21 protein-coding genes and 1 pseudogene are annotated in these 26,829 nt (G+C 60.0%); 11 read left to right on the top strand and 11 right to left on the bottom strand.

The window, feature by feature from the left end:
* Positions 1-139: 139 nt before the first annotated feature.
* From LJ738_RS00545 to LJ738_RS00535, 4 genes are all read right to left on the bottom strand, one after another.
* The gene (locus LJ738_RS00545; protein WP_227784376.1) at positions 140-619 is read right to left on the bottom strand and encodes a hypothetical protein; all 480 of its coding nucleotides are present in this window, start codon (positions 617-619) and stop codon (positions 140-142) included.
* Between the two features lie 188 nt (positions 620-807).
* On the bottom strand, positions 808-1,125 hold the full coding sequence (locus LJ738_RS00540) for a hypothetical protein (RefSeq protein ID WP_227784375.1): 318 nt from the start codon (positions 1,123-1,125) through the stop codon (positions 808-810).
* Positions 1,126-1,607: 482 nt separating this feature from the next.
* Positions 1,608-1,736 carry a hypothetical protein gene (locus LJ738_RS21200; protein ID WP_262907529.1) on the bottom strand — a complete coding sequence of 43 codons (129 nt, stop codon included), beginning with the start codon at positions 1,734-1,736 and terminating at the stop codon, positions 1,608-1,610.
* A gap of 451 nt (positions 1,737-2,187) precedes the next feature.
* Positions 2,188-4,653 (bottom strand): alpha/beta hydrolase family protein, encoded by a 2,466-nt coding sequence (locus tag LJ738_RS00535; protein WP_227784374.1) that lies wholly within the window; start codon positions 4,651-4,653, stop codon positions 2,188-2,190.
* Between the two features lie 263 nt (positions 4,654-4,916).
* Here LJ738_RS00535 and LJ738_RS00530 point away from each other — a divergent pair, with 263 nt between their 5' ends.
* From LJ738_RS00530 to LJ738_RS00520, 3 genes are all read left to right on the top strand, one after another.
* Complete coding sequence (locus LJ738_RS00530; RefSeq protein ID WP_227784373.1) at positions 4,917-5,672, top strand: DUF72 domain-containing protein; 756 nt, start codon at positions 4,917-4,919, stop codon at positions 5,670-5,672.
* Positions 5,673-5,867: 195 nt separating this feature from the next.
* Positions 5,868-7,355: a DUF6056 family protein gene (locus tag LJ738_RS00525; protein ID WP_227784372.1), complete on the top strand. Its 1,488-nt coding sequence runs from the start codon at positions 5,868-5,870 to the stop codon at positions 7,353-7,355.
* 66 nt (positions 7,356-7,421) lie between these two features.
* On the top strand, positions 7,422-8,141 hold the full coding sequence (locus LJ738_RS00520; RefSeq protein ID WP_227784371.1) for a DUF72 domain-containing protein: 720 nt from the start codon (positions 7,422-7,424) through the stop codon (positions 8,139-8,141).
* Between the two features lie 130 nt (positions 8,142-8,271).
* Here the strand turns inward: LJ738_RS00520 and LJ738_RS21410 are convergent, their stop codons facing one another.
* The 3 genes from LJ738_RS21410 to nuoK form a co-directional block, all read right to left on the bottom strand.
* Positions 8,272-9,882 carry an OmpA family protein gene (locus LJ738_RS21410; protein WP_302716152.1) on the bottom strand — a complete coding sequence of 537 codons (1,611 nt, stop codon included), beginning with the start codon at positions 9,880-9,882 and terminating at the stop codon, positions 8,272-8,274.
* A gap of 321 nt (positions 9,883-10,203) precedes the next feature.
* The gene (nuoL, locus tag LJ738_RS00500; protein ID WP_227784370.1) at positions 10,204-12,156 is read right to left on the bottom strand and encodes an NADH-quinone oxidoreductase subunit L; all 1,953 of its coding nucleotides are present in this window, start codon (positions 12,154-12,156) and stop codon (positions 10,204-10,206) included.
* A 146-nt stretch (positions 12,157-12,302) separates the two neighbouring features.
* Positions 12,303-12,647, bottom strand: a complete 345-nt coding sequence (gene nuoK / locus LJ738_RS00495) for an NADH-quinone oxidoreductase subunit NuoK (RefSeq protein WP_227784369.1) — start codon at positions 12,645-12,647, stop codon at positions 12,303-12,305.
* A 311-nt stretch (positions 12,648-12,958) separates the two neighbouring features.
* Between nuoK and LJ738_RS00490 the strand changes: the two genes are divergently transcribed.
* The 6 genes from LJ738_RS00490 (at position 12,959) to LJ738_RS00465 (ending at position 16,599) form a co-directional block, all read left to right on the top strand.
* Entirely contained in the window at positions 12,959-13,561 is a 603-nt protein-coding gene (locus LJ738_RS00490) for an RNA polymerase sigma factor (RefSeq protein ID WP_227784368.1), read from the top strand.
* Between the two features lie 102 nt (positions 13,562-13,663).
* Positions 13,664-14,047 carry a hypothetical protein gene (locus LJ738_RS00485; protein WP_227784367.1) on the top strand — a complete coding sequence of 128 codons (384 nt, stop codon included), beginning with the start codon at positions 13,664-13,666 and terminating at the stop codon, positions 14,045-14,047.
* A gap of 115 nt (positions 14,048-14,162) precedes the next feature.
* Positions 14,163-14,417 (top strand): autorepressor SdpR family transcription factor, encoded by a 255-nt coding sequence (locus LJ738_RS00480; protein ID WP_068188771.1) that lies wholly within the window; start codon positions 14,163-14,165, stop codon positions 14,415-14,417.
* A gap of 38 nt (positions 14,418-14,455) precedes the next feature.
* The gene (locus LJ738_RS00475; RefSeq protein WP_227784366.1) at positions 14,456-15,121 is read left to right on the top strand and encodes an SdpI family protein; all 666 of its coding nucleotides are present in this window, start codon (positions 14,456-14,458) and stop codon (positions 15,119-15,121) included.
* A 342-nt stretch (positions 15,122-15,463) separates the two neighbouring features.
* Entirely contained in the window at positions 15,464-15,796 is a 333-nt protein-coding gene (locus LJ738_RS00470; RefSeq protein WP_227784365.1) for a carboxypeptidase-like regulatory domain-containing protein, read from the top strand.
* 281 nt (positions 15,797-16,077) lie between these two features.
* A complete protein-coding gene (locus LJ738_RS00465) occupies positions 16,078-16,599 on the top strand; it encodes a carboxypeptidase regulatory-like domain-containing protein (RefSeq protein ID WP_227784364.1) in 522 nt (173 codons plus the stop codon).
* 77 nt (positions 16,600-16,676) lie between these two features.
* On the opposite strand, the gene LJ738_RS00460 is transcribed toward LJ738_RS00465, so the two are convergent.
* The 4 genes and pseudogenes from LJ738_RS00460 to LJ738_RS21570 form a co-directional block, all read right to left on the bottom strand.
* Positions 16,677-20,321 carry an ABC transporter permease/M1 family aminopeptidase gene (locus LJ738_RS00460; protein WP_227784363.1) on the bottom strand — a complete coding sequence of 1,215 codons (3,645 nt, stop codon included), beginning with the start codon at positions 20,319-20,321 and terminating at the stop codon, positions 16,677-16,679.
* A 126-nt stretch (positions 20,322-20,447) separates the two neighbouring features.
* The gene (locus LJ738_RS00455; RefSeq protein ID WP_227784362.1) at positions 20,448-21,329 is read right to left on the bottom strand and encodes an ABC transporter ATP-binding protein; all 882 of its coding nucleotides are present in this window, start codon (positions 21,327-21,329) and stop codon (positions 20,448-20,450) included.
* 303 nt (positions 21,330-21,632) lie between these two features.
* Positions 21,633-23,261, bottom strand: a complete 1,629-nt coding sequence (locus LJ738_RS00450; protein ID WP_410779903.1) for an outer membrane beta-barrel family protein — start codon at positions 23,259-23,261, stop codon at positions 21,633-21,635.
* Between the two features lie 159 nt (positions 23,262-23,420).
* A pseudogene (locus tag LJ738_RS21570) lies at positions 23,421-24,128 on the bottom strand (carboxypeptidase-like regulatory domain-containing protein); the annotation flags it as partial.
* A gap of 188 nt (positions 24,129-24,316) precedes the next feature.
* On the opposite strand from LJ738_RS21570, the gene LJ738_RS00445 reads away from it, so the two are divergent.
* Entirely contained in the window at positions 24,317-25,135 is an 819-nt protein-coding gene (locus LJ738_RS00445) for a ribonuclease H-like domain-containing protein (protein WP_227784360.1), read from the top strand.
* A gap of 403 nt (positions 25,136-25,538) precedes the next feature.
* A complete protein-coding gene (locus tag LJ738_RS21190) occupies positions 25,539-26,555 on the top strand; it encodes a T9SS type A sorting domain-containing protein (RefSeq protein WP_262907526.1) in 1,017 nt (338 codons plus the stop codon).
* Positions 26,556-26,829 lie beyond the last annotated feature (274 nt).

Genomic DNA, 26,829 nt, shown 5'->3' with positions numbered 1-26,829 from the left:
GAGCTCATGAAAATCATGTCCGAACGCGTTTTCTATACTTTGATTTGGTGAACCAGTTTTTTGAATTCCATCTGGACCGTAAGTCACTTCAGTAGCTCAATTACTGAATATGAGTCAGCAGGTCAGGAAAGTGAGGATTTTAGTATTTCGAAACGGCGTCCCTTTTCGGCTTCCATGGCAAGGCCCCGCACGCCAAGGTCGGCCGAATGACCTGTTCAAACCACGCCAAGACCTCCGCTTTCTTCGCTTCCGTTACGTCCTTATTAAAGCCATGCCATTCGCTACTCGCTTTAAAGTCCTTAATGGCGTTTATGTGCACGTCCGTGTGCGTGGGCGTGTGGCGGGGCACATCCAGAAACACTAAAAACTGGTGCTCCAGGTCATAGAAATAAAAGTAGTGGGGCGCATGCTGTTCATCGCCCGGTCCGTCCGGAAACGAGCGATTATCATCAAAGCGGCCCGTGGCCTTAAGTGCCGTAAGCCGTTGAATAATGCCATCGCTGGGATAGGCCACCACCACGGATTCGCAGTACACGTGCGACCCAGCCCCCAAGAGGCCGCAAGCGGCAAGCACTCCGGATAGGAGAAGACAAACGAGCCGCGCAGGAGTTGTTTTCACGAAAAAAAACCGTAGGTGGCAGTGCTAAAGTGGAGCAAGGCAAATGTCATCCTTAGTTCAGAAAAACAGTCCGAATAGCAAAAGAAGGAACAGCTTTACAAGGGTTGGAGCACGCTTACAAGCAAGAAGCTGCCCTCGGAAAATCTACCGATGCTTCTTTCGGGCAAAGTAAAAGGACTGCTCAGCACTTACTCTTTGCCGATGTTGGACGCTTCCTGCGGCACCAAGAGCGGTACCTGTTCGGCCGGCAGCGGCAGCACCACATTCGCCATCGCCTTGAGGTCGAGGTCCGCCACAAAGCCATCACACACGGTGAGGATGCTAAACAGATACCGCTTCAACTCTGCGGGCGCCGGCTGCTCCTGGCGCAGCGCGGCCTGCACGAGGTGCAGGGACAAATCGGCCAGCACGAGTTGCTTGCGCGTTGTGGGGTCGCTGGTCGCAACCGCCGCGGACTCCGTCAGGGCGTGCGCTTGCCGAACGAGTTCTAGAATAGCGTCTTGCATAATCAAGTAGGTAGTGGAGCGGCGCCGGGCGTTGCCACAGCAAGGGGGCAAAGCTAATTCCTGCCCGAAGATGCGGAGAAGCCGGGGTGCTTATGCACCTTCTGGAATGAATATGCCAGGCTAGTAGAAGCCGGGACGCTAAAAGTGAGGTTTTTTAGACGGCAAGTGTGCCAGAGAGTCTGACTCCTTGTTTATGAGCCCCTATCAGGAGGACCTGTTTGCTCACTATGTCCGCCAGTGGGGGCCCCACAGAATCAGCACAATGAATAGGTCGAAAACGACGTAAAACGCGGTTGCTAGGGCTGCGCCGGAAAAGTCGTTTCGCCCGTTTTCACATTCAGCGTGAAGGGCCGGGGCGCGGGCAAGCGAAGCTGGCCGTCGCCGATTTCGAGCGGCATCCAGAGGTAGCGCGAGTCCCATTGGGTGCTCGGCTTCCAGATGTCGCCCAGGAAAAGGATGGTCCGAAAAGCAAAACGAGCCTATTACTTGCCTGCTTTTGGTTTCTCTTTGGCGAGGTACCACTGCGATACATAGCCTTCTATGCCCACGTCTTCGCTCATGAACAGCACCAGGGCCCAGTTGCGGTTGGGCAACGCGACGATAGTCCCCATGGCATTGCGACCCACGTAAAGTTTGGGGTTCCCGGGCCCGTCGGCGTGCGGGCGTCCTCGCACGTTTAGGACGCTGGCGGATACGTAGACGGTGTCTCCTATAAGGAACTGCGGCCGCATCGCTGCCGGTGCGGCTTGCCGAGGGGACTGTCCAGAATGGGCACGCAAGGGAAGGGTGGAAACGGTGGCGGCAGATACCAAGCCTAGGAGGCAATAGGGTAGCATGTGTGGCATGAGCATGGCCCAAAGAAAGTTAGAAACAGAGCCTTCTGCTTGGCAGGATTTGATGGGGAGCTAACCACTGCATCAAGTTCACTTAAAAGCTGTTATTACTGATACACCAAACTGACCACATGGCTCATAGCAAAAAGCCCGGCGTACTGCACAGTAGTACCGGGCTTTTTGAAAAGTTGAGCTAAAAAACGACCATCAACTTCGAACGCCGCTCAGCTTAGTTAGCGGGCTGGGGCGCAGGAGCCTTCACGTACTTCTCCAGCCACGCATTCGTTTCCCACAACACGTGGAGCAGGTTTTCGCGGGCGGCGTAGCCGTGGGCTTCGGCGGGCAGCACCACGTAGCGGGCGGTGGCGCCCTGGCCTTTCAGGGCGGCGTAGTACCGCTCGCTCTGGATGGGATAGGTGCCGGTGTTGTTGTCGGCCTCGCCGTGAATGAGCAGAATGGGCGTCTTGATTTTATCGGCGTAGTTGAACGGCGACATGGCGTTGTACACCTCCGGCGCCTGCCAGTAGCTCCGCTCTTCGCCCTGGAAGCCGTAGGGCGTGAGAGTGCGGTTGTAGGCGCCGCTGCGGGCAATGCCGGCCTTAAACAGGTTGGAGTGCGTCAGCAGGTTCGCCGTCATGAAGGCGCCGTAGCTGTGGCCCATTACGCCCACGCGGCCGGGGTCAACCACGCCCAGGCGGGCGCCTTCGTCGATGGCCGCTTTGGCGCTGCTCACCAGCTGCTCGATGTAGGTATCGTTGGGGTCTTTGCTGCCCTCTCCTACTATCGGAACGCTGACATTTTCTAGTACGGCATAGCCTTGGGTGACCCAAAAAACAGGCGAGCCGCCACCTATGCGCGTAAAGGCGTAGGGGGAGCCAGTCACTTGCCCGGCCGTGCTTTTATCCTTGAATTCCAAGGGATAGGCCGACATGAACGTGGGCAGGGGACCGTCGCTTTTCTTGTAGTTGGGGGGCAGGTAGAGGTTAGCAGTTAAGTCCACGCCGTCGGCGCGCTTGTATTTCAATACCTGCTTGGGGAAGCTGCCGCCGAACGCCGCGTAGGGGTTCGGGAATTTGGTGACGGCCGTGAGCTTGTCTTTCTTGGTGGCGTCGCGCAGGTAGTAGTTCGGCGATTGGGTGAGCGACTCGCGGCGGGTGAGCAGCTGGCGCTTCTTGCCGCTGGCGTCGATGATGGCCACCGGAACTTCGTACACCGGCGCCTGCGACCGCCACCAGCGGGTCGTTTTCTTGGAGATTAAGTCCAGCTCGTCCACAAAAGGCCGGTCGCCTTCGGGCGAGGCCCCGGTGCCCAGCAAGTAAATGCTTTGGCCCATGGGCCCACCCGTGAGCAGCACCGACTTGCCTTGAACATTGCGGTGCTCATAGGGCGTGCCGGGGTCCTTGTACTTATCCTCCGACGAGCCATCGAACAGCACGGTGAGCGGAGCGGCCGGCTTGCTTGGGTTGAGCTGCCAGGTGGTCTGGTGGCGGTCAGCCCATCGGTAGCCGTCCACCAAGGCCAGCTGGCCATTGCCCCAGCTCAGGCCACCAAAGCGCAGCGGCAGGGCCGCCAGCTCTTGGGGCGCCCCCGTGAACGGCGCTTCGATGGTGAACAGCTTGTCGCGGATGTCGGCTTTCGTTTTGGGATTGCCGCCGTCCTGGGCTTCGACGTAGTAGATGGTGGCCGGCACATCGGCACGCCACGCGTGGCCGCGCGGGCCGGTGGGCGCAGCATCGTTGTAAATGGGCACGGCATCGGCCAGGGGCAGGTCGGCCACGGTTTTTACCGGGGCGCCGCTGGCCAAGTCCAGCACGTCGAGGCGCTGCGGGAACCTATTGATGGGCAGCGTGTAGGAATACGGGCGGTGGCGGGTGCGTACCAGCACGTACTTGCCATCGGGCGAGGGTGACGCACTTTGAATCACGCCGGGCTGGCCCAGGGGTTGGGCTGCGCCATCGGCCAGGCTCACCTTCACCAGCTGCGAGGTGGCGTAGTAGTCGAACAGCCGCTCGTCGGTGGGGCTTTTCATCAAATCCTGGTAGGTGGGCGCGGCAGTTTTCTTGCCACCGCCGCTCTCCTGCACGGCCGGGCCGGTAGGCGCGGCATCGGCGGCGGGAGCGGCGCCTCGGCCCGCGGGCACGGTGCAGGCTATAAGGGTCTTGCTATCCGAAACCCACTCGAAGGCGTTGCCGAAAGAATCGTTGAGGGGCGTGGCCAGCAGGCGGCGGGCAGTGGCGCTGGCCACGTCGGCCACCCACAGCTCCACGCGGCCGTCGGTACCGGAGCCGGGCGTGGTGAGCGCAAAGGCCATGGTTTTGTTATCGGGCGACCAGCTCAGGCCGCTGATGCGGGCCTGGGCCGGCAGGCCTTTCACCTCAACTTCGGCGCCGTTGGACAAGGTCTTGAGCTTGATGCCCACGGCGTAGCTCACCCGGCTTTGGCCGTTGGTGCGGGGGTTTAGGCGCAGGCCGGCGAGACGCAGCTCGGGTTGAGCCAATTCGGCCACGGTGGGGAAGTCCTGCACCGGCAGCAGCGCCAGCACGCGGCCGTCGGACGACAGCGACACGCGCGGCGTGGGCGGCGCCAGCAGGATGTCCTGAATGGCTTTGGGCGGTGTCTGGTATTTGAATTCCTGGGCTTGGGCTCCCGCGATGGTGGCAAGCAGAAGCGTGACGGAAAGAAGCAGTTTTTTCATACGCGGCAATGAAAAGAAAAACATATCGGCATGATACCGTAGTCGAAAGGTAACATGCGGCGCTGGTGCGGCGGGTATAAAGTTTAGGCAATCTGCAGAGCTTCATGCCGTCATCGCAAATACTGGATGCAAGCACAGGCTGATTTTTGCGACGGGCATTGAAGTTGGGCCACCGTAGTAAAAATCCCCATTTCCACGAGCTGACTCCAGCCACCGGAATCCTTTTAGCGTAGAGATTACTCCTTTCTTACCGCTCATTTCCCATGCCCGCCACCTATTACATCGGCTGTTCTGGCTTTTCCTTCCGCGACTGGAAAGGCGTGTTTTACCCCGAAGGCCTGCCGCCGCGCAAGTGGTTCGAATATTACTGCACGCAGTTCAACACGCTGGAGCTGAACGTGACTTTTTACCGGATGCCCGAATTGAAGGCCTTCGAAACCTGGTATACCCAGAGTCCGCCGGACTTCCGGTTTGCCGTGAAGGCGCCGCGCCAGGTCACGCACTACAAGAAGTTTAACGATGAAGCCCAGCCGATTCTGGCCAGCTTCTACGCCACCGTGGCCGAAGGCCTTCGCGAGAAGCTGGGCCCCGTGCTCTTCCAGCTGCCCCCCAAAGCCGCGTACACCGAAGAGCTGATGCAGCGCCTGCTCGACAGCCTCGACCCGGCCTTCCAAAACGTGGTCGAGTTCCGCCACCCCAGCTGGTGGGACGCCGAATCACAGCGCACCCTCACCAAACACCGCGTCACGTTTGTGGGCCAGAGCTACCCCCCTCCCCTGGAACTCCCGGACGAAGTGGTGGCCAATACCGACGTGGTGTACTACCGCTTTCACGGCGTGCCGGAACTCTACAAATCGCCGTACAGCCCCGAGTTTCTGGCGCGCATTGCCGATGAAATCACCGCGGCCAAGCACGTGAAGGAAGTGTACCTGTACTTCAACAACGGCATCGGGGCCGTGGGCGTGGAGAATGCTCGGCAAATGCAGCAGCTGCTTTCGGCGCCGGTGCCCACACAGTAGGGCAACTCTTGCTACTACTTAATATCTGAGCTGAACTCCGAGCAAGCAAGCGCCCGCGCCATGCTTACCCGCGGGGTATTCGCTGCTTTTTCACCTGACTATTAGTAATGCTGAATAAATAGATTCCATGTTTGCACGCGAATAAATTCCCCACGGCGCCTGCTCGGTGCCCTTTTCTATTTGTCTACCCGCGCTATGGAATCATATTTACTGCAAGGGCTTGCGCGCTTTCGGCCAGTGCTATGGCAGCTGGGAGGCTGGGCCATCTGGCTGGGCATCCTGCCTTTCTTTTTGCTGTGCTGGTACGCGCACCCTTCGGCCGACGACTTTCTGCAGGCCACCGACGTGAGCAAGCACGGGCACCTGGGGTACTTCAAATACATGTACCTGAACTGGACCGGGCGCTACACCGCCATGGTTGGCTGGAGTTTCCTAAACCCGGTTTCGTACGGCCAGACCAAGGCCGGGTACGGGCTGGTGTGCGCGCTGCTGATGCTGCTGTTGCTGGTGGCACTAGTGCTGCTGCTTCGCGTGTTGCTGCGCGGCGCGGGCTTTACCCCCCGGCAGCTGTGGCAGGCGGGCGCGGGCGCTTTTCTGCTCCTTGTTTATTACCTGCCCAACACGGCCGAATACTTTTACTGGCTCACGGCCAGCTACAACTACTTGCTGCCCGCCATCTTGCTGCTGTTGGCGCTGGCCATCCTGGCTACCCATACGGCCCAGCCTCAGCCGGCCCGGCGCTGGCCGCTGCTGGCTACTGCCGCGCTGCTGCTCCTGGCCGTGGGCTGCAATGAACCCCTTGCGCTGCCTGTCCTGCTCACAGTCTGGGCGGGTGCTGCGGTAGAGTCTTGGCGGCAGCGGCGACTGGTGGGGCTGGCGGTGGTGCTGGCGGTGAGTGCGGGCTGTGCGGTGTCTTTTTTGGCCCCCGGCAATGCGGGGCGCATGGCCGTCGAGCACTCTGCGTCGCCGGGCATACTGAAAGCTATCCTGGGAGTTATCGAATTCACTGTCTATTGCCTGGTGGTCTGGCTGGGCAACGGCCTGCTGGTTGTGGTGACGCTCTTGCTGGTTCCGGTATTTGCCCGGCTGGCCAAGCTGCCGGCCTTGCCCCTCAACCATTTGGTGCGGCACCCACTGCTACTGACGCTGCTGGTGCCCGCCTTTCTGGCGGCAGGCTTGTTTCCGAGCTTATGGGCTACCGGGGCACTCGCGCCGCCCCGCGCCCTCGATTTGCTCTACATCTGCTTTATTGGCAGCTGGATGCTAGCCGCTTACGCTTGGATAGCTTACTTCGGGCAGCGGCCCCATGCCACGACGGCTCCCCTGCGCCTGCCCGCCTTCGTTCGCTGGACGCTGCTGGCGTGGCTGCCCATCACCTTTCTCAACGACTACAACCACCGCCTACTGCCGGGCTACCGCCTGAGCACCAACAACTCCTTCACGGCCTACCGCGACCTGCTCTCGGGCGCGGCTGCCCGCTACGATGCCGAGCTCACGGCCCGCTATCGGTTTTTGCAGACTACGCCGCTGGCTCAACCCACGGTGGCGCCGCTCACCGACCCGCCGCTCACGCTGCTGTTCAGCGACATCACCACCAACCCAACCGATTGGTCGAACCTGGCTTACGCTGATTTTTTCAAGAAGAAATCCATCGTGACCCGGCCGGATAGCATTGGCAAATAGTTCTCTCACGAAAAACCGCACGCCTACCAGCCCAACGAACTAGCGTTTCCTCCGTTCGTAAATACCATGACGACCTTTCACATCGGCTGCTCTGGCTACCACTACCGCCACTGGCGCGGCGCTTTCTACCCCGAAAAAATGCCCATGCGGCTGTGGTTTGAATACTACAGCCAGCACTTTCGCACCCTGGAGCTGAACGTGACTTTTTACCGGTTTCCGAAGCTGTCGTTTCTGGAGAACTGGTACGCGCAGAGCCCGGCCGACTTCCGCTTTGCCGTGAAAGTGCCGCAGCTCATCACGCACTACAAGCAGTTCAACAACGTAAAGCAGCAGCTCGGCGACTTCTACGACACCACCGGCCGCGGCCTGCTCGAAAAGCTGGGCCCCATCCTTTTCCAGCTGCCGCCCCGGCTGGCTTACGACCCCGACCGCCTGGCCCGCATCCTCGACTGCCTCGACCCTTCCTTTCTGAATGTGTTGGAGTTCCGTCACCCCAGCTGGTGGCGGCCGGAAGTGCACGAGGAGTTGGTCCGCCGCAAGGTCATCTTTTGCGGCCAGAGCCACCCGCAGCTGCCCGATGCCGTGGTGGCCACCGCGCCCGTGCTCTACTACCGCTTCCACGGCGTGCCCGACCTCTACCGTTCGCCCTACGACGAGGGTTTTCTGCGGCGCATCACTAGCGCGATTCAGGACCAGGCCGGGGTGCAGGAAGCCTACGTCTACTTCAACAACGACATCGACGCCTCGGCCATTGGCAACGCCCGGCAAATGCTGGCCCTTGTATAAGCATGTAATGTTGAGCTAATTCGACTTGCTAACTGGCTCAACTTCTTAATCTTTGTTCTCCTCCAAACGCAAAAAGGCCCGCTCTCATCGAGCGGGCCTTTTTCACTTTAGCGCTTGCCGCGCGGGCGGCTTACTTACGCTTCACGGGAGCCTTTTTGGCTGGAGCTTTCTTGGCAGGTGCCTTTTTCACGGGAGCCTTGCCGGCCGTGGGCCGACCAGCGGGCGTTTTCTGCAGTTCCGAGATGGTCGGAGCTGGGCCGTACTTCACTTCGGCGGCGTTGGGGTCGCCGGTGAGGTAGAGGTCAAACTCGACGCGGCGGTTCAGAGCCTGGCCGGCTTTGGTAGCGTTGTCGGCAATGGGCTTGGTTTCGCCGTAGCCACGCGATTCAATCCGGTCAGTCGGAACACCTTGGCTCAACATGTACGCCCGGGCCGAAGCGGCACGGTCGTAAGACAGACGCAGGTTGTAGTCGTCGCTGCCTTTGCTGTCGGTATGGCCCGAGATGCTCATGGTGTAGTCGGGGTACTCGGCCATGATGGCGGCCAGGTCCTTCAACGTGGGGTACGAGCTGGGCAGCAGCACGGCCTTGTTGAACTCGAAGTTGATAAACTTCGTGGCCTCTTTCAGGCGCTTCTTGGTCTCAGCTTTCACCTCGGGGCAGCCTTTGTTGGAGGCGGGGCCGGCACGGTCGGGGCAGCGGTCCTGGTAGTCGGGCACACCGTCGCCGTCGCGGTCAAGGGGGCAGCCGTTGGCGTCTACTTTCACACCGGCGGGGGTGTCGGGGCACTTGTCGTTCTGGTCAATTACGCCGTCGTTGTCGGCGTCGGGGCAGCCTTGCAGCTCAGCCTTGCCGGGGGTGTCGGGGCACTTGTCGTCGGCATCGGTCACGCCGTCGCCGTCGCGGTCGGGGCAGCCCTGCAGAGCAGCTACGCCTTTCACGTCGGGGCACTTATCCTGGTAGTCGGGCACACCGTCGCCGTCTTTATCGAGCGGGCAGCCATTGGGGTCTACGGCTACGCCTTTGGGGGTGCCGGGGCACTTGTCTTTTTTGTCAGACACACCGTCGCCATCCTCATCCTTGGCCTGGCCCAGGGCTACGGTAATACCAGCCTGGTGCAGCAGGAACCGGTCATATAGCTTGTCATCGGGGCTGCCGTACAGGTTATCCACGCGTTCGGTGAGTGGGTAGTGCTGGCTGGTGGTCAGGTCCAACGACACCACATCGCTGAGGCGGATGCGAATGCCGGCCAAGCCAAACAGCTCGGGGCGGCGAATCTGGGTGACACCGAAATCCTTGCCATTGGCCCGGCCCGAGGTGTTGGAGAGGAACATGCCCGGGCCCGCCATCAGGTAAGGCTGAATCCGGGATTCTTCTTTGAGAATCTTGCCGTTGTTGAGCTTCAGCTTGAAGCCCAGGTCAACCATGCCCACGCGCGCTTCGAAGTTATCGCCGGCGCGTACCTGGCTGCTGAATTTGTACGTTTCGTAGTAGCCCAGCAGGGCCGCGTCCCAGGAAGGCGAGAGGTAGCGGGAAATGGCACCGCCGCCGCCAACCTCGAGGTCAACGCCGGAGCGGTTCCAAAAATCCGAGCCCATGTTGCCGTGGTACTGCAGCAAACCAATGTTGGCGCTGAGGGCTGTTTTTCTATCGGGGGTCTGGGCCTGCGTGTGCGGGGCAGCTACGCCGAGCAAGACCGCACCCAGCGCGAGGCCGCGCAGGAGTTGAGGTTTTAGGTGCATAATAATGGGGTGTGAAAGAGGGAGTATTCCACCATTCGCTTTCCAGCCAATGGCAGATATTCTGGTATACCCTTTCTACCCAAAAAAGTTGCTACCCGAATGCCTTCCGGGCGCCAGCCCCACCACCGAACATATTGAAAATGAAATACCCTTGCCCGCATGCGTCGGGCTTGGGCCCGGCATCGGCTTAGCAGGATTTTGGCCCCGCTACGGCCCGCTACTAGGCCATTTTATCTGCTTTAATTCCCTGCCTTTTAAGCACAAAAGCCACCTGCTTTTGCGGGTGGCTTTTGTCCATGGGAAGCGGAAGAGACCGGGGCGTTAGAACCGCCCGAAGTTTAGCCCCAAAATCAGGACAATGCCGATTACCATCAGAATCAAATAGGTTTCCACAGCGCCGGTTTGCACGTAGCGCAGCAACTGACCGCCGCCGTTCACCGCGCGCCCAAACCCGCCGACCACGGGATTGATGATGCCGTTTTCCACGAACTTATACAAGCCGGTAGACAGCGCCATAACGGGCCGGGTAAACAGCGTATTGTACAGCTCGTCGATGTAGTACTTGTGGTACACCAGGCTTTCGGGCGCCGAGCGCTGGGCCTCGTCGGCGGCCGGGCGCTGGGCGCGCACCACGTACTGCACATACGCCAGGATGATGCCCAGCAGGCCAGCCGCCACCGACAGGCCCATGAGCATCAGCTCGGTGTTGTGGTCGGGCTCGGTGTTGAACGCGGCCGGCATCAGGCGTTGCGAGTAAGTGAAAATCGGGGCCAGGTACTCGGCCAGGTAGTGGTGCCCGCCGGTGAACATAGGCGCGCCCATAAAGCCGCCCACGGCTGCCAGAATAGCCAGAATAATGAGCGGCAGCGTCATCGACGCCGGCGACTCGTGCAGGTGGTGCTTCTGCTCCTCGGTGCCGCGGAACTCGCCGAAGAAGGCCAGGAACAGCAGGCGGAACATGTAGAACGCCGTGAGGAAGGCCGTGAGCAAGCCCATGACCCACAGCACCTTGTTGTGCTCGAAGGCGTGGCTCAAGATTTCATCTTTCGAGAAGAAGCCCGAGAACGGCGGAATGCCCGAGATGGCCAGGCAGCCGATAAGGAAGGTCAGGAAGGTAATGGGCAGCGCCTTGCGCAGGCCGCCCATGCGGCGCAGGTCCTGCTCGTTGCTCATGGCGTGAATCACGGAGCCGGCGCCGAGGAACATCAGCGCCTTGAAAAACGCGTGGGTAAGCACGTGGAACAGGGCCGTGGAATACCCCATCACGCCCAGGGCCAGGAACATGTAGCCCAACTGCGAAACCGTGGAGTAGGCCAGCACCTTCTTAATGTCGTTCTGAGCCAAGCCGATGGTGGCGGCAAATAACGCAGTAGCCGCACCCACAATGGCCACTACCTGCAGGGTATCGGGTGAGAGCGTGAACAAGACGTTGGCCCGCAGCACCATGTAGATACCGGCCGTAACCATGGTTGCGGCGTGGATAAGCGCCGATACCGGCGTGGGGCCGGCCATGGCATCGGGCAGCCAGGTGTAGAGCGGCAATTGAGCTGATTTGCCCATCGCGCCTACAAAGAGTAACAGCGTGATGGCCGTGCAGATGCCTACTCCATAAGTACCGAACTGGCCCAGGCTCGCCTTCTGGAACACCTCTGCGTACTGCACCGAGTTGAAGGTGAGGTAGATAAGGAAGATGCCGAGCAGGAAGCCCAAGTCACCGATGCGGTTGATGATGAAGGCTTTCTTGGCGGCGTTGTTGAACGCGGTGTTCTTGTTCCAGAAGCCGATGAGCAGGTAGGAACACAAGCCTACGCCCTCCCAGCCGATGAAGAGGATGACGAAGTTGGCGCCCAGCACCAGCAGCAGCATGCTGAAGATGAACAGGTTCAGGAAGCTAAAGAACTTGCCCACGTTCTCGTCGTGGTGCATGTAGCCGATGCTGTACACGTGAATGAGGAAGCCCACGCCCGTCACGAGCAGCAGCATGATGAGGCTGAGCTGGTCTATCTGGTAGCTGAAGGGGATTTGCAGCGAGCCCACCGTAATCCAGTCGAACAGCTCCACGGTGTACTGGTACTGAAAGTTCAGGAACAGCATCAGCGAGATGAGGAAGGAACCCAGCACGGTGGCGCTGCCAATGAGGCCGGCCACGGTGCCGGAAAGCTTCCGGTTGAGCAGGCCGTTCAGCAAAAAGCCCAGGAAGGGCAGCAGCGGAATCAGGACGTAGAGAAACGTAGAATAAGGGGCGGTGGCGCCAGGGATAACGGTTTCTTGCATTGTGTTTAATCGTTGTCATGCTGACGAAGGAAGCAACTTATCACGGCTGCCTTCATCAAAATTTAGTGCCCGAAATGCGCAGGGATGATAAGGTCCTTCGTCTCTGCTTGATTCGCAGAATGCTCAGGATGACAAATGGCACCCTTCTACCACTTCAACCGGCTGAGCAGGTTGACGTCGGTGGTCTGGAAGTTGCGGTAAATCATGACGATGATGCCCAGGCCCACGGAGACTTCGGCGGCGGCCACGGCCATGATGAAAAACACGAAAATCTGCCCGTTGGGGTCGGCGCGGTAGGCCGAGAAGGCCGTGAGCAGAATGTTCACGGCGTTGAGCATCAGCTCCACGCACATGAAAATAATGATGGCGTTGCGCCGCACCAGCACTCCCGTCACGCCGATGGCAAACAAAGCCGAGGCGAAAAAGACGTAGTACTGCAGCGGAACGGTGCGGATAACTTCGGGTATGGTCTGGGAAACGGTTTGGTCCATGCGAAAGGGCCGGCGATAGAACAGTGCAGCCGGCCGGCCGGCAAAGGTATCCTTGAAAAATGGAAAATTCGGGGTGATTTTGCGTGTGGCATCCTCAACAATAGGACCGTCATGCTCATCTGGCGTCCGCGCAGCCGAAGCATCTCGCTTGTGGCAGTAATCTAATCGGTGCAGCTATATTGTTTAGTTGAAGCACGCGAGATGCTTCGGCTGCGCGGACGCCAGATGAGCATGACGGACTAATAAGTCCGGGCGACAAAAAGTTAAAGTAATTTCGGGGGGCCAGCGTCTGCTTGTTCAGAATGGAAACCATGGCACTTTCGCTCCCCTCCTCCCTCGCCCCGATGTCGGCCTCGCAGCAAGACCGCCAGATTGCCGACGCCGTGCGACAGCAGCGGCCGCGGCTGCTGCAGTTCATCCGGCGCCGCATCCCCGACGAAGCCGAGGCCGAAGACCTCCTGCAGGACGTCTTTGCCGAGCTCGTGGAAAGCTACCGCTTGCTCAAGCCCGTGGAGCAGGCCGCGGCCTGGCTCTTTCGGGTGGCCCGCAACCGCATCACCGACCTGTACCGCCGCAAGCGCCCCGTGAGCCTGGAGGCGGCCTTCGGTGCGGCCGAAGCCTCCGACGACGGCGAAGGCCTTCTGCTGGCCGACCTGCTGCCCGCTCCCGACGACTCGCCCGAAAACCGGCTGCTGCGCGAAACCCTCATGGACGCTCTCACCGATGCGCTGGCCGAGCTGCCGGCCGCCCAGCGCCAGGTATTTGTGTGGCACGAGCTAGAGGACAAGACCTTCCGGGAAATGGAGGAAGAAACGGGCGTACCGCTCAAAACCCTGATTTCGCGCAAGCACTACGCCGTGCTGCACCTGCGCAAACGCCTGCAAAAACTGTACACCGAGTTATTCACCGATTAATTCTTGGTTGTCAGTTGCTCGTTGTCAGGCTTGTATATAATTTCCTGAAAACTATATAACTGCAGCTAACAACAGACAACTAACAACGAACCACTACTTATCATGGACCGTAAATTCTGGCTGCTCCGCGGCCTCCGCATTTTCCTCTTCGCGGCGCTGTTTCTTACTGCTGCCGTATTCCTGACGCAGTACCTCTGGAACTGGCTGGTGCCAGAGCTGTTCCACGGCCCGGCCATCGGCCTGGGCCAAACGGTGGGCCTGCTGGTGCTGAGCCGCATTCTGTTCGGCGGCTTCCGGGGAGGCGGACGGCCCGGTGCCTGGGCGCAGCGGCGCAAGGCCTGGCAGCAGCGCATGGCCGGCCGCCTCGAAAACCTGAGCCCCGAAGAGCGCGAAAAATTCCGCCTGCAAATGCAGCAGCGCTGCGGCATGGGCTGGATGCGCCGGCCCGAAACTGCGGCCGAACCCAAAATGGAGCAACCGGCTTAGCGCCTTTGCTCCGCGACGTTGTAAAATTATTTTAGTGGCGCGGCTCCTTTTGCGGGAGCCGCGCTTTTTTATTCGCGTTTTATTTAGACATTTGCCTAAACATTGAAACACAGCCATGAATGCCCTCTTCAAAGCCCTGAACGACCCTACCCGGCGGGCTATTCTGGAGAGGCTGCGCAACGGGCCGGCCACGGCAGGCGCCATTGCCGAGCAGTTCCAGTTCTCCGCCCCCACCATCAGCCACCACCTCGACCTGCTACGCCAAGCCGAGCTGGTGACCAGCCAGAAGCAAGGCCAGTTCGTGGTCTACACCCTCAACATGACCGTGTTTGACGAGCTGTTGGGCTGGCTTTACCAGTTCAAATCCTGAGCTGTGTTCTCACCTTTCGCATAAATTCCAACGTTTCCATGAAAAAGAACCTGCTTCTCTGGCAACTGCTCACTTTGCTGGCGTTGGTCTTGCCCACCGCCTACCTTGCGTATGCTTGGGCGGCGCTGCCGGCCCAGGTGCCCACGCACTTTGGGCTCGATGGCCAGCCCAACGGCTACACCGGCCGCGAGCACCTCTGGCTGCTTACCCTGGCTTTGCCGCTGGGCTTGGCCGTGCTGCTTAGCATGCTGCCGCGCCTCGACCCCAAGCACCGCATTGCCACCGACACCGCCAATTTCCAGAAGCTGCGCCTGGCCATCGTGGGGCTCATCAGTGGGCTGGCCTGCTATTGCATCTACGTATCCCTGCACCCCGGTGCCCTGTCGGGCCGGGGGCTGGTGGTTATTATTGGGCTGTTTTTCACCTTGCTGGGCAACTACCTCACCACGGTGCAGCCCAACTATTTTGTGGGCATCCGCACACCCTGGACGCTGGAAAGTTCTTCCGTCTGGGCCCGCACGCACCGCGTGGGCGGCATTCTCTTCTGCCTGGCTGGGCTGCTCATGGCGGCCCTGGCCCTGGTGCTACCCCTGGCCTGGGTAGACAAGGCGATGCTGGGCCTGATACTGGGCACCGCGGCATTTTGCTACCTCTATTCCTACCTGCTTTTCCGGCAGCAGGAACGGTTAGGCCGCTCGGTATAAGCAGAACGGTACGCTGATGCTTCCGCTACCAGCCGCCTCGCAAGCTGAACCACAAGCCAGGTTCAAATGCTGCACAAAAGCCGTCTCACTTGCTGTGGGGCGGATTTTTCATTTGTGAACTTTGATTCGCCCACTGTACAATTTGGGCTTTACCCAGAATTATAATAATTTTTTTACTGGAAATATTTGCAATTCGCTATTATTAGTTTGTACGTTTGTAATGTCCAATCAAAAAAGACATCAACGCAATTCTATATGACCTCACGCTTTACTTCTGCTGTAGTCGCCTTAGGTTTGTTATTCTTAGCGCTGCCTGGCCGGGCTCAGTTCGCCTACGCTAGCGTGGCACCGCCCAAAAAGGCTGTTGCTAAGTCTTCTGCCGTTGAAAACGCTAAATCAACCGCTTATAAGCTGGTGCACGGGGTGATACAGGACGAGCAAGGCGCCTTGCCCGGGGCCACTGTCTGGCTGCACGGCACCCGCACCATCGCCGTAACCAACTCCGAAGGAGAATTTGAGCTCCGCGTACCCGCCGATGCCAAAGCCGTGAAGCTGGTGTGCAGCTACGGCGGTTTGCAAGAGACCGTACTCACCACCGCACCCGTTCAGGCCTTGGGCTCCGTGTACCTGGTGCGTCCCACCCGGCCCTCGGCCAACGAGCTGAGCGACGAATAAGCTTCATCCTTACCAAAACACCTCTTTCACCAAGGCAACCGGCACCATTTTTCTGCGAAACAGTGCCTTAGCAAAAACCCTGGCCCCATACGGCCAGGGTTTTTTTATGCCTGAAAAGCAGGCTTTCGCAAACATCGCTTTCACTCGCCTGGCCAAATCATTCATTGACCGGTGCAATGGCACAGTTGAGCCAAGCCGCGACAAACGGGTTTATATACAAGTCTAGATTTGTATCATTCAAAAACACCACGGCTTTTCCCACCTTTTCTGCACTTCCTCGCATGCGCTCTTCTTTACTCCTGGCCGCCACCTCCCTCCTCACCCTCGCCCTGAGCCTGACCGGTCCCAGCGCCCAAGCTCAGAGCAAGCCCACCAGCAAGCTGGTATTTGCTTCGGCCGCTCCGATGGGCAGCCGGCCCTCTGCAATGGGCAATGGGCATACGAGCAAGGCCGCCAGCCCCAGCAGTGCGACCAAGGTGGTGAGCGGACGGGTAATGGGCCCGGCCGGCGCGCAGGTGGGTGCAGTAGTCGAAGTAGCCGGCACCGAAGAAGCTACCGTCACCAACGCCAACGGCGAATTCAGCCTGACCGTGCCGGACAACGGCAGCCCCGTGCAACTGGTGGCCAGCTACGCCGGCTTCGCCGACGAGACCACGACCATTGCCGCCGCCGAATGCTCGGCTATGTTGAAGCTTAGCACTTCGCAGCCCGTCACGTGTACCATTGCCCGCCGCCAACGCATGAAGGCATACCTGAAAACGGCGCACCGCCAGGCCCGCCGCTCTTTGCGCAGCATTAAGTAAGCGCGAGAAAGCAGCAGCCGTAAAAAGCCCAGCTCCATTAATTGGGCTGGGCTTTTTTACGGCTGCTGATTGGCGGCCTAAAGCTTTATATCCTTGGCGTTGTCTTCCAGCACGCGGTCTATCAGCTCGTGGTAGGGGTCTACGGCGGCTTTGGCGGGCTCCTTGGCTACTACAAACTGGAGCTTGTTAGTGCCAGTGTGGATGCGGTGCTTGGTGAGCAGCAGCGGCGCCACGGGCTTTTTGTCTTTGCCCAGGGCCGGGAAAATAGCCACGGGCAGGTAGTCGTTTTCGGGACTGGCGCGCTCGGTGCCCAGGCTGTCGGCCACTATCTTTTTGCTTTCTACGGTCATGTCCACCTGGTAGCGGCCATCGGCCAGCTTCTTGGCCGAGGCTTCGGTGAGGCGGTTTTCGTAGAGGGTGATGTTGTCGAACATGTCCGTCACCAGGCTTTGCAACGAGTCGGGTGTGACCTTGCGGAACTCGGCCACCAACTGCGGCGCCGTGGAATACGGTGCGGTTTCGAACCGGTGTTGGGCCAGGAAGTTGTGCAACGCGGTGTTCACCTTGTCCTCGCCGATGTAGTCCTGCAGGGCGTACATCACCGCCGAGCCTTTGCGGTAGTGGATGTAGCCCTGGTTTTCCACCTTGGCCAGCGGCACCTCTTTTTTGCGCTCGAAGGCCCGGCCGCGCAGGTAGCTGTTCAGCTCATACTTCAGGAACTTGCCCATGGTGTGGGGCCCAAAGTGGTGCTTCATCACCATCAGGGCCGAGTATTGGGCCATGGTTTCGATGAGCATGGTTTCGCCCTGCACGTTGCCGCCCGTTACCTGGTGGCCCCACCACTGGTGGGCTATTTCGTGGGCCGTCACATAGAACGGGTAGTCGATGTCCTCGGGGTCGTTGGGGTCCACTTTGGCAATGAAGCCAATGCTCTCGGAGAAGGGAATGGTGCCGGCAAAGCTTTGGGCAAACTGCTGGTACTTGGGGAATTCCAGGATGCGCACCTGCGTGTGCTGGTACGGCCCAAAGTGCTTGGTGTAGTAAGCAAACGACTCCTTCACGGCCTGGGCCATGGTTTTGAGGTTGTACTCGTGGCCGGGCTGGTAGTAGATTTCGATGGGCACCACGCGGTGGCCGGCCGAGTCCGTCCACTGGTCCTTATACACCTTATAGCGGGCCGAAAGGAAGGTGTAGAAGTTCACCATGGGCTGCTCCATTTTGTAGTGGAAGTAGCGGCGGTTGCCCTGGTTCCACTCCTTCAGCAGGCGGCCGGGGGCCACGGCCAGTTGGTCGGGGCTGGTGCTGAGCACGGTTTCGAAGCGAATCCAGTCGGCGTCCTGGCTCAGGCCGGTGTTTTGGCGGGCCTTCATATCGGTGGCGGGGGCCTGGCGCTCTTTGGGCTTGAGGCCGTTGCGCTTGCGCACGTCGTCTTCGCTCAGCTCGCCTTCCTCGCGGTAGCCCAACACGGGCAGGTACGTCTGGCTGTTCATGAAGATGCCGTTCTGCACGATGTCGGTGTTGGAGCCCGAGTTGGGAAAGCCTTTCTCGCCGAAGTCGAGCGTGGTGGTCATTTCCAGCGAGTCGCCGGCGGCCAGGGGCTGGGCAAGGCGGTAGAAGCGCAGGGCCACGGTGGTGTCGTTCAGGAGCAGCGCGGCGGGCCGGCTAAAGGCCAGCTTGCGCACACGCCCCCGCTGCGGCAAACTCACGATGATGGTATCAAGCGGCCGGGCGTGGCGGTTTTTCAGCCAGAAGCTGCCTTCGATGTGCACCGAGCGGGTGGCCGGGTACAGGTCGGTGCGCAGGTTCACGGCTACCACGCGGGGCTGGGCCACGTCTTTGTAGCGGCGGTACTTCTGCTCGTAGCTCAGGCGCAGCTTTTCCTCGGCTTTGGGCGTGCGGTACTTGTTCTCGATGTTGGTGTTGTAGAAGATGAAGCTGCCGGCGCTGAGCATGGTGAGCAGGCCCAGGAACAGGGCCGTCCAGGCGGGGCGGCCCCAGCGGCGGCGGGCTTCGGCCTGGCGGCGCACGGGGGCTGCATCGGTGCCGCGTACCCACAGCAGGTTGGCCACCAGGGCCAGCAGCAGCGCACCGGCCGCCCAGTACAGCTTAAACCAGGTAAAACCGGTGATGAAGTGGCCGTAGCCGTTCATGTCGGAGTACGGCGTGTTGGGGCTGCCGGCGTAGTCGAGCAGCTTGTGGTTGATGCCCAGCTGGCTCTGGAAGATATTGCTCAGGTAGTAGAGCACCATCACGAAGTGGCCCAGGTACTTGTTGTTTACGATTACCTGAATGAGCATGGCCAGCACGCACAGCAGCAGGTAGTCAATCAGCCGCAGGCCAAACAGGGTTTCGAGGTACAGGCCGGGCTCGTATTTGAAGTAGCCTTTCAGGGTTTGCAGCAGGATGCCGCAGGCCATCACCACCACCAGCAGCACCACCTGCACCAGCCCCAGGGCCGTGAGCTTGCTCAGGAAAGGCACCCAGTTGGGCACGGGTAGGGCATCGGTAATCTGCGCCACGCCCGCGTCCCGCTCGCGCCACACCAGCTCGCCGGAATAGTAGGTGATGATAATGAGGATGAACAGCGAAAACGTGCCGCTCAGCAGCTGCACCATTTCGTTGGTGACGGGGTAGGTGGTGGTGTCGTAGATTTTGCCCACCTGCCAGCCGCTCACCAGCAGGAAAATGACGCCCGCGCCCACAATGGCCGCGAAATACACGCTGCGCACGATGCCGCGAAACTCCAGTTTGGTGAGGCTCCAGTACTGGCGCAGGTTCATGCCGGTGGAAAACAGCTGCGTGACGCGCGGCAGCACCAGGCGCCCGCCCATGGCCGCGGCCGGTAGCAGTTCGGCCTCGGCAGCGGCTTTTTTCTTTTTGGAAGGGGCTTTGTCTGATGCAAAGGCCGAGAAGTGGAAGCGCACGTAGCAAAGCGCTAGCAGCCCCACTCCCACCGCCAGCCACAGGGCGCGGTTGAGCACGATATACTGGCTCAGGGGTTCGAGCAGGGTGTTTTTCTCGACCGGTGTCCAGTAGCGGGTGGTATAGTAAGACGCGCTAGCCCCAAAGGCATCGAGCAGCGAGGCCAGCGTGATATTGTCGAGGTCATTCAGAAAGGAACTGGCAATCAGGTAGCCCACCAGCAGTAGCACCGAACCGATGTAGGTGCTCAGAATGTTGCGCGTGAGCGTGGCCAACGTGAAAAAAATGGCACCCGTAAACAGCAGGTTCGGCAGCACGAACAACAGGTAGGGCCACGCATAGTAGCTCAAGTGGTTGGGCCCGAACTTGGTGGCATCGACGCCCGGCAGCAGACCACCTATCCAGGTGCCTATGGCAATGCCGGTAAACACCAGCGCGCACACCACAAACGAGCCCATAAAGCGCCCGCCCAGGTAGCCCAATTTGCTGATGGGCTTGGTGAAAAACAGCGAATATGTACGGTGCTCAAAGTCCCGGTACACGGGGTTGCCCATGATGGCCGAGGCGATGAGCACGCCAAAGCTACTGAGCACGGTGATGGCCGCTGTGAGCGAATACGGCGAGTTGACGTGCACGTTGCCGCCGTCGCCGCCGATGCTCACGCTGGCGCCCGAGCCGAAAATGCCGCCGGCACCCGCCGTGAGCAGCGCCCCCAGGATGGTGAGGATAACGAAGTAAATCCACGTGGCCGGGCGGCGCAGGCGGTATTTTAGCTCAAACAGAAAAATGGGGAGAAACATAATTGCAGAGAGGTGGGGTGGTTCGCAGTAGAGACGCGACACTTCGCGTCTCAGCGTGGAACGGTGACGTTGGAATAAGCCTACTGGCGCGGACGCCGAGACGCGAAGTGTCGCGTCTCTACAGTGTTAGGCCAGCACCGGCCGCTCCGTAATCTGGGCGAAGTACACGTCTTCCAAATCCGGGTTCACTTCCTCAAAGCTGCCATCGGGGCGGCTGTCGCTCAGCACGTGCACGATGGTTTTGCCCGCAAACAAACGCGAGCTGATGACGTGGTGCTGGGCCTGCACGGCGGCCACTTCGTCTTTGTTTACCAGCTTGCGCCACACCTGGCCGCGCAGCTGCTCCACCACCGTAAGCGGGTCGCCGGTGAGGCGCACCTGGCCCTGGCTGATGATGGCCATGCTGCGGCACAAATCCGTGACGTCGCTCACGATGTGCGTGCTCAGGATGATGATAATGTGCTCGCCAATCTCCGAGAGCAGGTTGTGGAAGCGGTTGCGCTCGGCGGGGTCGAGGCCGGCGGTGGGCTCGTCCACGATGATGAGGCGGGGGTTGCCGAGCAGGGCCTGGGCAATGCCAAAGCGCTGCTTCATGCCGCCGGAGTAGCCGCCCAGGTTCTTTTTGCGCGCATTCCAGAGGTTGGTTTGCTGCAGCAGGGCCTCCACGGTCTCCTTGCGCTCCTTGGCATTGCCGATGCCCTTGAGCACGGCCAGGTGGTCGAGCAGCTCCTCGGCCGACACGCGCGGGTACACGCCGAATTCCTGCGGCAAATAGCCCAGAATGCGCCGCACGCCGTCTTTGTCCTTCAGCACGTCGAGCTCATCGAGCATGATGGAGCCGGTATCGGCATCCTGCAGCGTGGCAATGGTGCGCATCAGGCTCGACTTGCCGGCGCCGTTGGGCCCGAGCAGACCAAACATGCCGGTGGGAATTTCAAGGCTAACGTTTTTCAGGGCTTGCACCCCGTTGGCGTAGGTTTTGGAAAGATTAGTAATCGTAAGGGCCATACTTATTTGCAGAAGGTGTGAATTGATAAAGCGAAAGGTACTGAAAGCCAATGAATCGGCGGGGCTGCCCCTTCATTACAGTGGCTGCAGCAACAGATGCAATAATTCCCCGCCGGGTTGCCTGAAAAGGAGTTGAGGATTCTTTTGGAAACAGAGGTAAACCAGTCATCCGGAACGTCATGCCGAACTTGCCGAAGCAGCTCTACCGTCTGTCATGCAGAGCGCAGCGAAGCATCTTATCCCCGCGGAACGAATCGTTCAATTGTGATAAGATGCTTCGCTGCGCTCTGCATGACAGACGATTTACCCACCCTGCTTGCTGCTGCCGCCTTTCACGTCGTCGTTCGAGATAGACTTACGCCGCTTGCCTTGCTTCTCCTGCCCAAAGCGGTAGCCGAAGCTCACGCGGAACCCGCGCTGGTACGACCGATACTCCTGCCGCTCCTCCAAAAACGCGGTGCTGAGCGTGCTGCCGTAAGCCGTGTAGCGGTTGAAGGGATTCGAGACGTTCACGGTCAGGTCGGCCTTGTCTTTAAAGAGCAACTTCTTCACCCCCAGCGAAGAGTAGACATAGCCCAGGTCGCGGCCCTGCAGCTCCGGCGAGGGCAGCGAGCCATAAAAAAAGGCTTGCACCGTGAAGCTCTTGGGCAGCTTATACGACGTGTTGAGGTTGAGGCTGGCGCTGAAGCCGCGGCGCTCAATGCCCAGCGTGGGGCTGCGGCGCACCACGTACTCCACGTTGGGCCCGCCGCTGACGTCCCACTTGGGCATGGGCTTGACGGAACCGTAGAAATTGAGCTGATAGGTGGCCTCGTTGGCCACGTTATCGAAGGTGGAGGCGGTGACGCCCACCTCGGCCGTGGGCGTACGCACCTGCTGGATGGCATTGCCGGTGCGCCGCATCGAGCCCGACACGCTGAGCGAGCCGGCCTTGCCGTTGGTGTTGTAGCTCAACTCGTAGGAGTCGGTCAGCTCCGGCTTGAGGTTCGGGTTGCCCGTAGAAATGTTCTGCGGGTCGTTGCGATTCACGTACGGGTTGAGGTAGTAGATGTACGGCCGCGTGATGCGCCGGCTGTACGCCAGGCGCATGCTGCTGGCCTCACTCAGGGCGTATTGGGCAAAGGTGTTGGGCAGCAGCGAGAGATAGCTGCGCTCGAAGCCCGTATCGGTGGTGTGGAACTGCGCCGCAATGGCCGTGCGCTCCAGGCGCGAGCCCACGCTCAGGTTGAGCTTCTTGCTGGCCGCAAACGAATAGGTGGCGTAGGCCGACTGCACGTTTTGGTCGTAGGTAAAGTCGGTGCCGCGGCTCGGGAGGGGCACAAAATCTGCGGTTTGCCCCAGGGTAAAACCCTCCACGTCGGCCACGGAAGCCGTGCGGCGCCAGATAGCCTTGAGCCCGGTTTCGATGGTTTGCTTTTCGCCCAGCGGCTGCACAAAATCGGTTTGGGCCGTGACTTCCAGGCTCGGCGTGCGGCTGCGGCTGCGCTCGCGGTAGTTGGCCAGCCCGGGCTCCAGGGCCACCTCGGAGTTGCTGAACTGGTCGAAATCGTAATCGTTGTGGCCGCTGTTGCGGGCCACCTGGCCCAGCACGCTCCACTCCCGGCGGGCCTGCGCAAAGGTGCGGGTGTAGGTACCGGTTAGTTCGCCGTTGAAGTTTTTGTACTGCGAGTCGGTGGCGCGGATAAATACGGCGGGGCTGGCATTGGGAGCCTCAAAGCGGTTGAGCAAAGTGCCTTCGTTAAAGCCATTGTACCCATACGACGAGCCGGCTAGCGACAGGCTTTGGTACTCGTTCAGGTCGTAGTCGAAGCCTAGCGTGCCGTAGTACGACTGCCCGCGGCGGAGGCCCGTGCTGCTTTGCGAAAGATGCGTGGGGCCCTGGCTGGTAAAGCCTATCCGGTCGACCAAGCCCAGTGTGGGCCCATTGTTCACGCCGGCACTGAAGGCCGAGGTTGCCCCGAATTTGCCTTTTTGGAAGTTGAGCGAGCCGCTTAGGTTAGAGCTCCGGTTGCCGGCCGAGGCGCTCGCGCGGCCGTTCAGGCCGCGGTCCACGCCTTTTTTCAGCACAATGTTGATGATGCCGGCCGTGCCTTCGCCGTCGTACTTGGCCGGCGGCGTGGTGATGATTTCGACGCTCTTTATCTGGTCGGCCGGAATGCCTTTTAGCGCCTCGGCCAGATTGCTGGCCAGCGTGGGCGAGGGCTTGTTGTTCACCAGCACCTTAAAGTTGCTCGAGCCGCGCATTTTCACGTTGCCGTCGCCGTCCACGGCCAGTAGCGGCGCTTTGCGCAGCACGTCGGAGGCAGTGCCGCCGGCGTTGGTTACGTCCTGGTCGGCGTTGTAGATGATGCGGTCTGGCCGCACTTCCACCACCGGCTTTGTGCCGATGACCACGGCTTCGTCCAGCGCCGTGCCGGCGGTGGGCAGCCGGAACGTGCCGGCATCCGTGGCGCCGGCCGTGATGGTGATGGGCCGCGTCTGGGTGCCGTAGCCCACGTAGCTGATGCGCAGCCGCGCCGGGCCCGCCACCAGTTTGGTCAGCGAGAAACGGCCGTTGTCGTCGGCGGCCACGCCCGTGATGGGCTTGTCGTTGGGAGCCGGCGGCAGCAGCACCACCGTGGCGTAGGGCACCGGCTTGCGCGTGAGCGAGTCCAGCACCTGGCCGGTGAGCGAGCCGGTAGCAGCGGGCGCCGCCGGGAGCGCGGCCGGGGCGGTTTGGGCGTGGGCGGTGGGCGTAGGCAGGCTGCCTATGGCTGCCAGGGGCAGGCCCAGCAGCGCGAAACGGTAGAGAAAAGTCACAGTAACCAGTGGCTTGATGGGAGAAATATGCCGCAAGATGAGGCCAAGAACCACGCCAACGTTACAGGTTAGCTTTTATTTAATATTCATATGTTAATAATTTTTAAACTCCAGGGTAGCGCTGCGGAATTTTGCACGGTTGCCCACCAGGGCACTACCTTCATACTCGACTATAACCCGCCTCTGCCATGCACATTCTCCGTCACGTTGACCTCACCAAAGTCTTTTTCGTTGATATTGAGACCGTGCCCTGTCATAGCTGCCACGATGAGCTGCCCGAAACCCACCGGCCGCTCTGGGAAAAGTTCAGCACCAAGCGCCACGCCAAGGAGGTTGCCGACGGCAAAACCCACCCCGAGCTCTATGAAAAAGCGGGCCTCTACGCCGAATTCGGCAAAGTGGTGTGCATTTCGGTGGGCTATTTCCGGTACTTGAAAGACGAGGTGCTTGAGTTCCGTATCAAGTCCTTTGCCGATGACGACGAGTGCGAGGTACTCAGTGGTTTCGGGAAGTTTCTGGAGCGCTTTCCGCCCGCCAGCCAGGACTACCGGCCCAAGCTCGACACGGCCGGCAAAGACGGCTACTACCTCTGCGCCCACAACGGCCGCGAGTTCGACTACGGCTACCTGGGCCGCCGCATGCTCATCTGCGGGCAGCCCATTCCGCCCATGCTCGACATTGCCGGCCACAAGCCCTGGGACCTGCCCCACCTGCTCGACACCATGGACCTCTGGAAATTTGGCGACAACAAAGGCCACATTTCCCTACCCCTGCTGGCCGGCGTTTTCGGCATCCCGTCGCCCAAAGACGACATCGACGGCTCGCAGGTGGGCTACACCTACTGGACCGAAAAGAACCTCAAGCGCATCGTGACCTACTGCGAAAAGGACGTCATCACCACGGCCCGCGTTTACCTGCACTACACCGGCCAGAAGGCCCTGTGGCCCGAGGTGCAGGTGACCCACACGGCCTGGCCCGCCGTGCCCGCCATGCGCGTGATGGTGTAGGACATTTTACCACCAGCACTTCCACATAGGGCAGCCCAACAGGCTGCCCTTTTTCATGTTCGAACGCCAGCAATGCGCCCCTGCAGCCCAACATAAAGCCAACGGTTATTAATACTATTTTCACCCTAACGCTTTCAGGCACTAAAACCGGTCGATTTTTGATTGCGCCAGTTTTAACCTACTGGTTTTATTTCAATAGCATTAAACAAATTTCGGCCTTTTTACGCGTTTATTAGCTATTAATTAAAAACAAGTCCTACATTAGTGTTGCCATAACTTGATACTCAAAAACATTAGAAAGAAAGGCATAAAAGCAGCCTCCTTATGACAATATTCATAAAACAGCTTTTGATTCTCATTTAATTTCAATCTCTATATAGCCTCTTCTTTTACTTTCCGTTTTATGCCTTCACGCATTTTATCGCTGCTGCTGTGTCTGGCAGTTGGGCTCTCGTTTGGTCGCGTCCAGGCCCAAGTTTCAGCCCCCAGCCAGGGCGGCGAAATCCGCATTATCCGGGTCACGGAAACGACCATGGAGCTGGAATTTGGCATCGGGGGCACGGGCCAGGGCCGGGTATTGGCGCTGGCCGCCACCGTGGGGGGCATGCCCGTGCCACTGGTAGCTGCCGACGACCATTTTTACACCGGCAATGCGGCCTATGGCCAGGGTACCACGCTCGGGGCCGGCTATGCGGTGTATAGTGGCACCGGCCACGCTGCCACGGTCACGGGTCTCCAGCCCAACACGTATTACTACATCACGAATGCCGAGTACAACGCCGCCGGCGCCAGCATTGCCTACAACACCCGCAGCACCAGCATCTCCATCGCCACCCGCAGCGCCCCACCCGCTCCCCTGCCCGTTGAGCTAACTTCGTTTACCGGCACCGTGGATGCCCGCGGCATGGCCGTGCTGCACTGGGCCACCGCCACCGAGCGCAATACGGCCTACTTTGGGCTGGAACGCTCGCTCGACAGCTCGACTTTTGCCGAAGCGGGCCGGGTGGCTGCGGCGGGTACCAGCACCCGCCCGCTAACCTACCAGTGGCCCGACCCGCAGCGGCTCACGCAGCCCACGTACTACCGCCTCCGGCAGGTCGACCGCGACGGCGCGGTGCATTACAGAGCCGTGGTGGCCCTGGCCCCCGCGCCGCGCCTGGCCCGCCGGGTGGAGGTGTACCCCGTCCCGAGCGCCGGCCAACCCGTGCAGCTGTTGCTGCAGGCTTACGACGATGAAGTGGTTGGCCTGCGCGTCAGCGATGCCGTGGGCCGGGTGCTGCTGGCCCGTACCCTGGCCCCGACGGAAGCGTACTACCTTGCGCCGCTCCCCCTGCCGGCAGGGTTAGCCTCGGGCACCTACGTCCTCACGCTGTTTGGCAGCGGCACGCCAATCCAAAAGCGCTTCATCGTGTCCAACTGATTATTGCGCTTTTTCGCGGGCTGTGTTCCATTAACAGGCCATCGCACTAAAAAACAAGCCCGAATTTCTTTGCAAACACCTTCCAATGCCCTTCCCAACGGAAGGGCATTTTTTTGTGCATCGGGAAAAATATTGGGCTGTTCTGCTCAGATTTTTTGCAGCGCAGCGAGGTAAGCTCAACCACAAGATGAGCCTCCCATTTGGAGCCCATGAGCCACGCCTCCTCACTAGGCCGCCCGCCCACCTCAACAGCAGCCAAATTGCCAGCAAGGCA

The sequence above is a fragment of the Hymenobacter plasmatis genome, assembly GCF_020711255.1.
In the GTDB taxonomy this organism is placed as follows: domain Bacteria; phylum Bacteroidota; class Bacteroidia; order Cytophagales; family Hymenobacteraceae; genus Hymenobacter.
The sequence above is the reverse complement of the archived record's forward strand: the minus strand, read 5'-3'. Positions and strand labels throughout refer to the sequence as shown.

Excerpts from the sequence above, each read along its gene's own strand:
- LJ738_RS00465 (WP_227784364.1), top strand. The coding sequence starts at position 16,078 with ATGCGCTCTTCTTTACTCCTGGCCGCCACCTCCCTCCTCACCCTCGCC.
- nuoK (WP_227784369.1), bottom strand. The coding sequence starts at position 12,647 with ATGGACCAAACCGTTTCCCAGACCATACCCGAAGTTATCCGCACCGTT.
- LJ738_RS00455 (WP_227784362.1), bottom strand. The coding sequence starts at position 21,329 with ATGGCCCTTACGATTACTAATCTTTCCAAAACCTACGCCAACGGGGTG.
- LJ738_RS00460 (WP_227784363.1), bottom strand. The coding sequence starts at position 20,321 with ATGTTTCTCCCCATTTTTCTGTTTGAGCTAAAATACCGCCTGCGCCGC.
- LJ738_RS00540 (WP_227784375.1), bottom strand. The coding sequence starts at position 1,125 with ATGCAAGACGCTATTCTAGAACTCGTTCGGCAAGCGCACGCCCTGACG.
- LJ738_RS21410 (WP_302716152.1), bottom strand. The coding sequence starts at position 9,882 with ATGCACCTAAAACCTCAACTCCTGCGCGGCCTCGCGCTGGGTGCGGTC.
- LJ738_RS00485 (WP_227784367.1), top strand. The coding sequence starts at position 13,664 with ATGGACCGTAAATTCTGGCTGCTCCGCGGCCTCCGCATTTTCCTCTTC.
- LJ738_RS00480 (WP_068188771.1), top strand. The coding sequence starts at position 14,163 with ATGAATGCCCTCTTCAAAGCCCTGAACGACCCTACCCGGCGGGCTATT.
- LJ738_RS00530 (WP_227784373.1), top strand. The coding sequence starts at position 4,917 with ATGCCCGCCACCTATTACATCGGCTGTTCTGGCTTTTCCTTCCGCGAC.
- nuoL (WP_227784370.1), bottom strand. The coding sequence starts at position 12,156 with ATGCAAGAAACCGTTATCCCTGGCGCCACCGCCCCTTATTCTACGTTT.
- LJ738_RS00520 (WP_227784371.1), top strand. The coding sequence starts at position 7,422 with ATGACGACCTTTCACATCGGCTGCTCTGGCTACCACTACCGCCACTGG.
- LJ738_RS00475 (WP_227784366.1), top strand. The coding sequence starts at position 14,456 with ATGAAAAAGAACCTGCTTCTCTGGCAACTGCTCACTTTGCTGGCGTTG.
- LJ738_RS21200 (WP_262907529.1), bottom strand. The coding sequence starts at position 1,736 with ATGGGGACTATCGTCGCGTTGCCCAACCGCAACTGGGCCCTGGTGCTG.
- LJ738_RS00525 (WP_227784372.1), top strand. The coding sequence starts at position 5,868 with ATGGAATCATATTTACTGCAAGGGCTTGCGCGCTTTCGGCCAGTGCTA.
- LJ738_RS00445 (WP_227784360.1), top strand. The coding sequence starts at position 24,317 with ATGCACATTCTCCGTCACGTTGACCTCACCAAAGTCTTTTTCGTTGAT.
- LJ738_RS00490 (WP_227784368.1), top strand. The coding sequence starts at position 12,959 with ATGGCACTTTCGCTCCCCTCCTCCCTCGCCCCGATGTCGGCCTCGCAG.
- LJ738_RS21190 (WP_262907526.1), top strand. The coding sequence starts at position 25,539 with ATGCCTTCACGCATTTTATCGCTGCTGCTGTGTCTGGCAGTTGGGCTC.
- LJ738_RS00535 (WP_227784374.1), bottom strand. The coding sequence starts at position 4,653 with ATGAAAAAACTGCTTCTTTCCGTCACGCTTCTGCTTGCCACCATCGCG.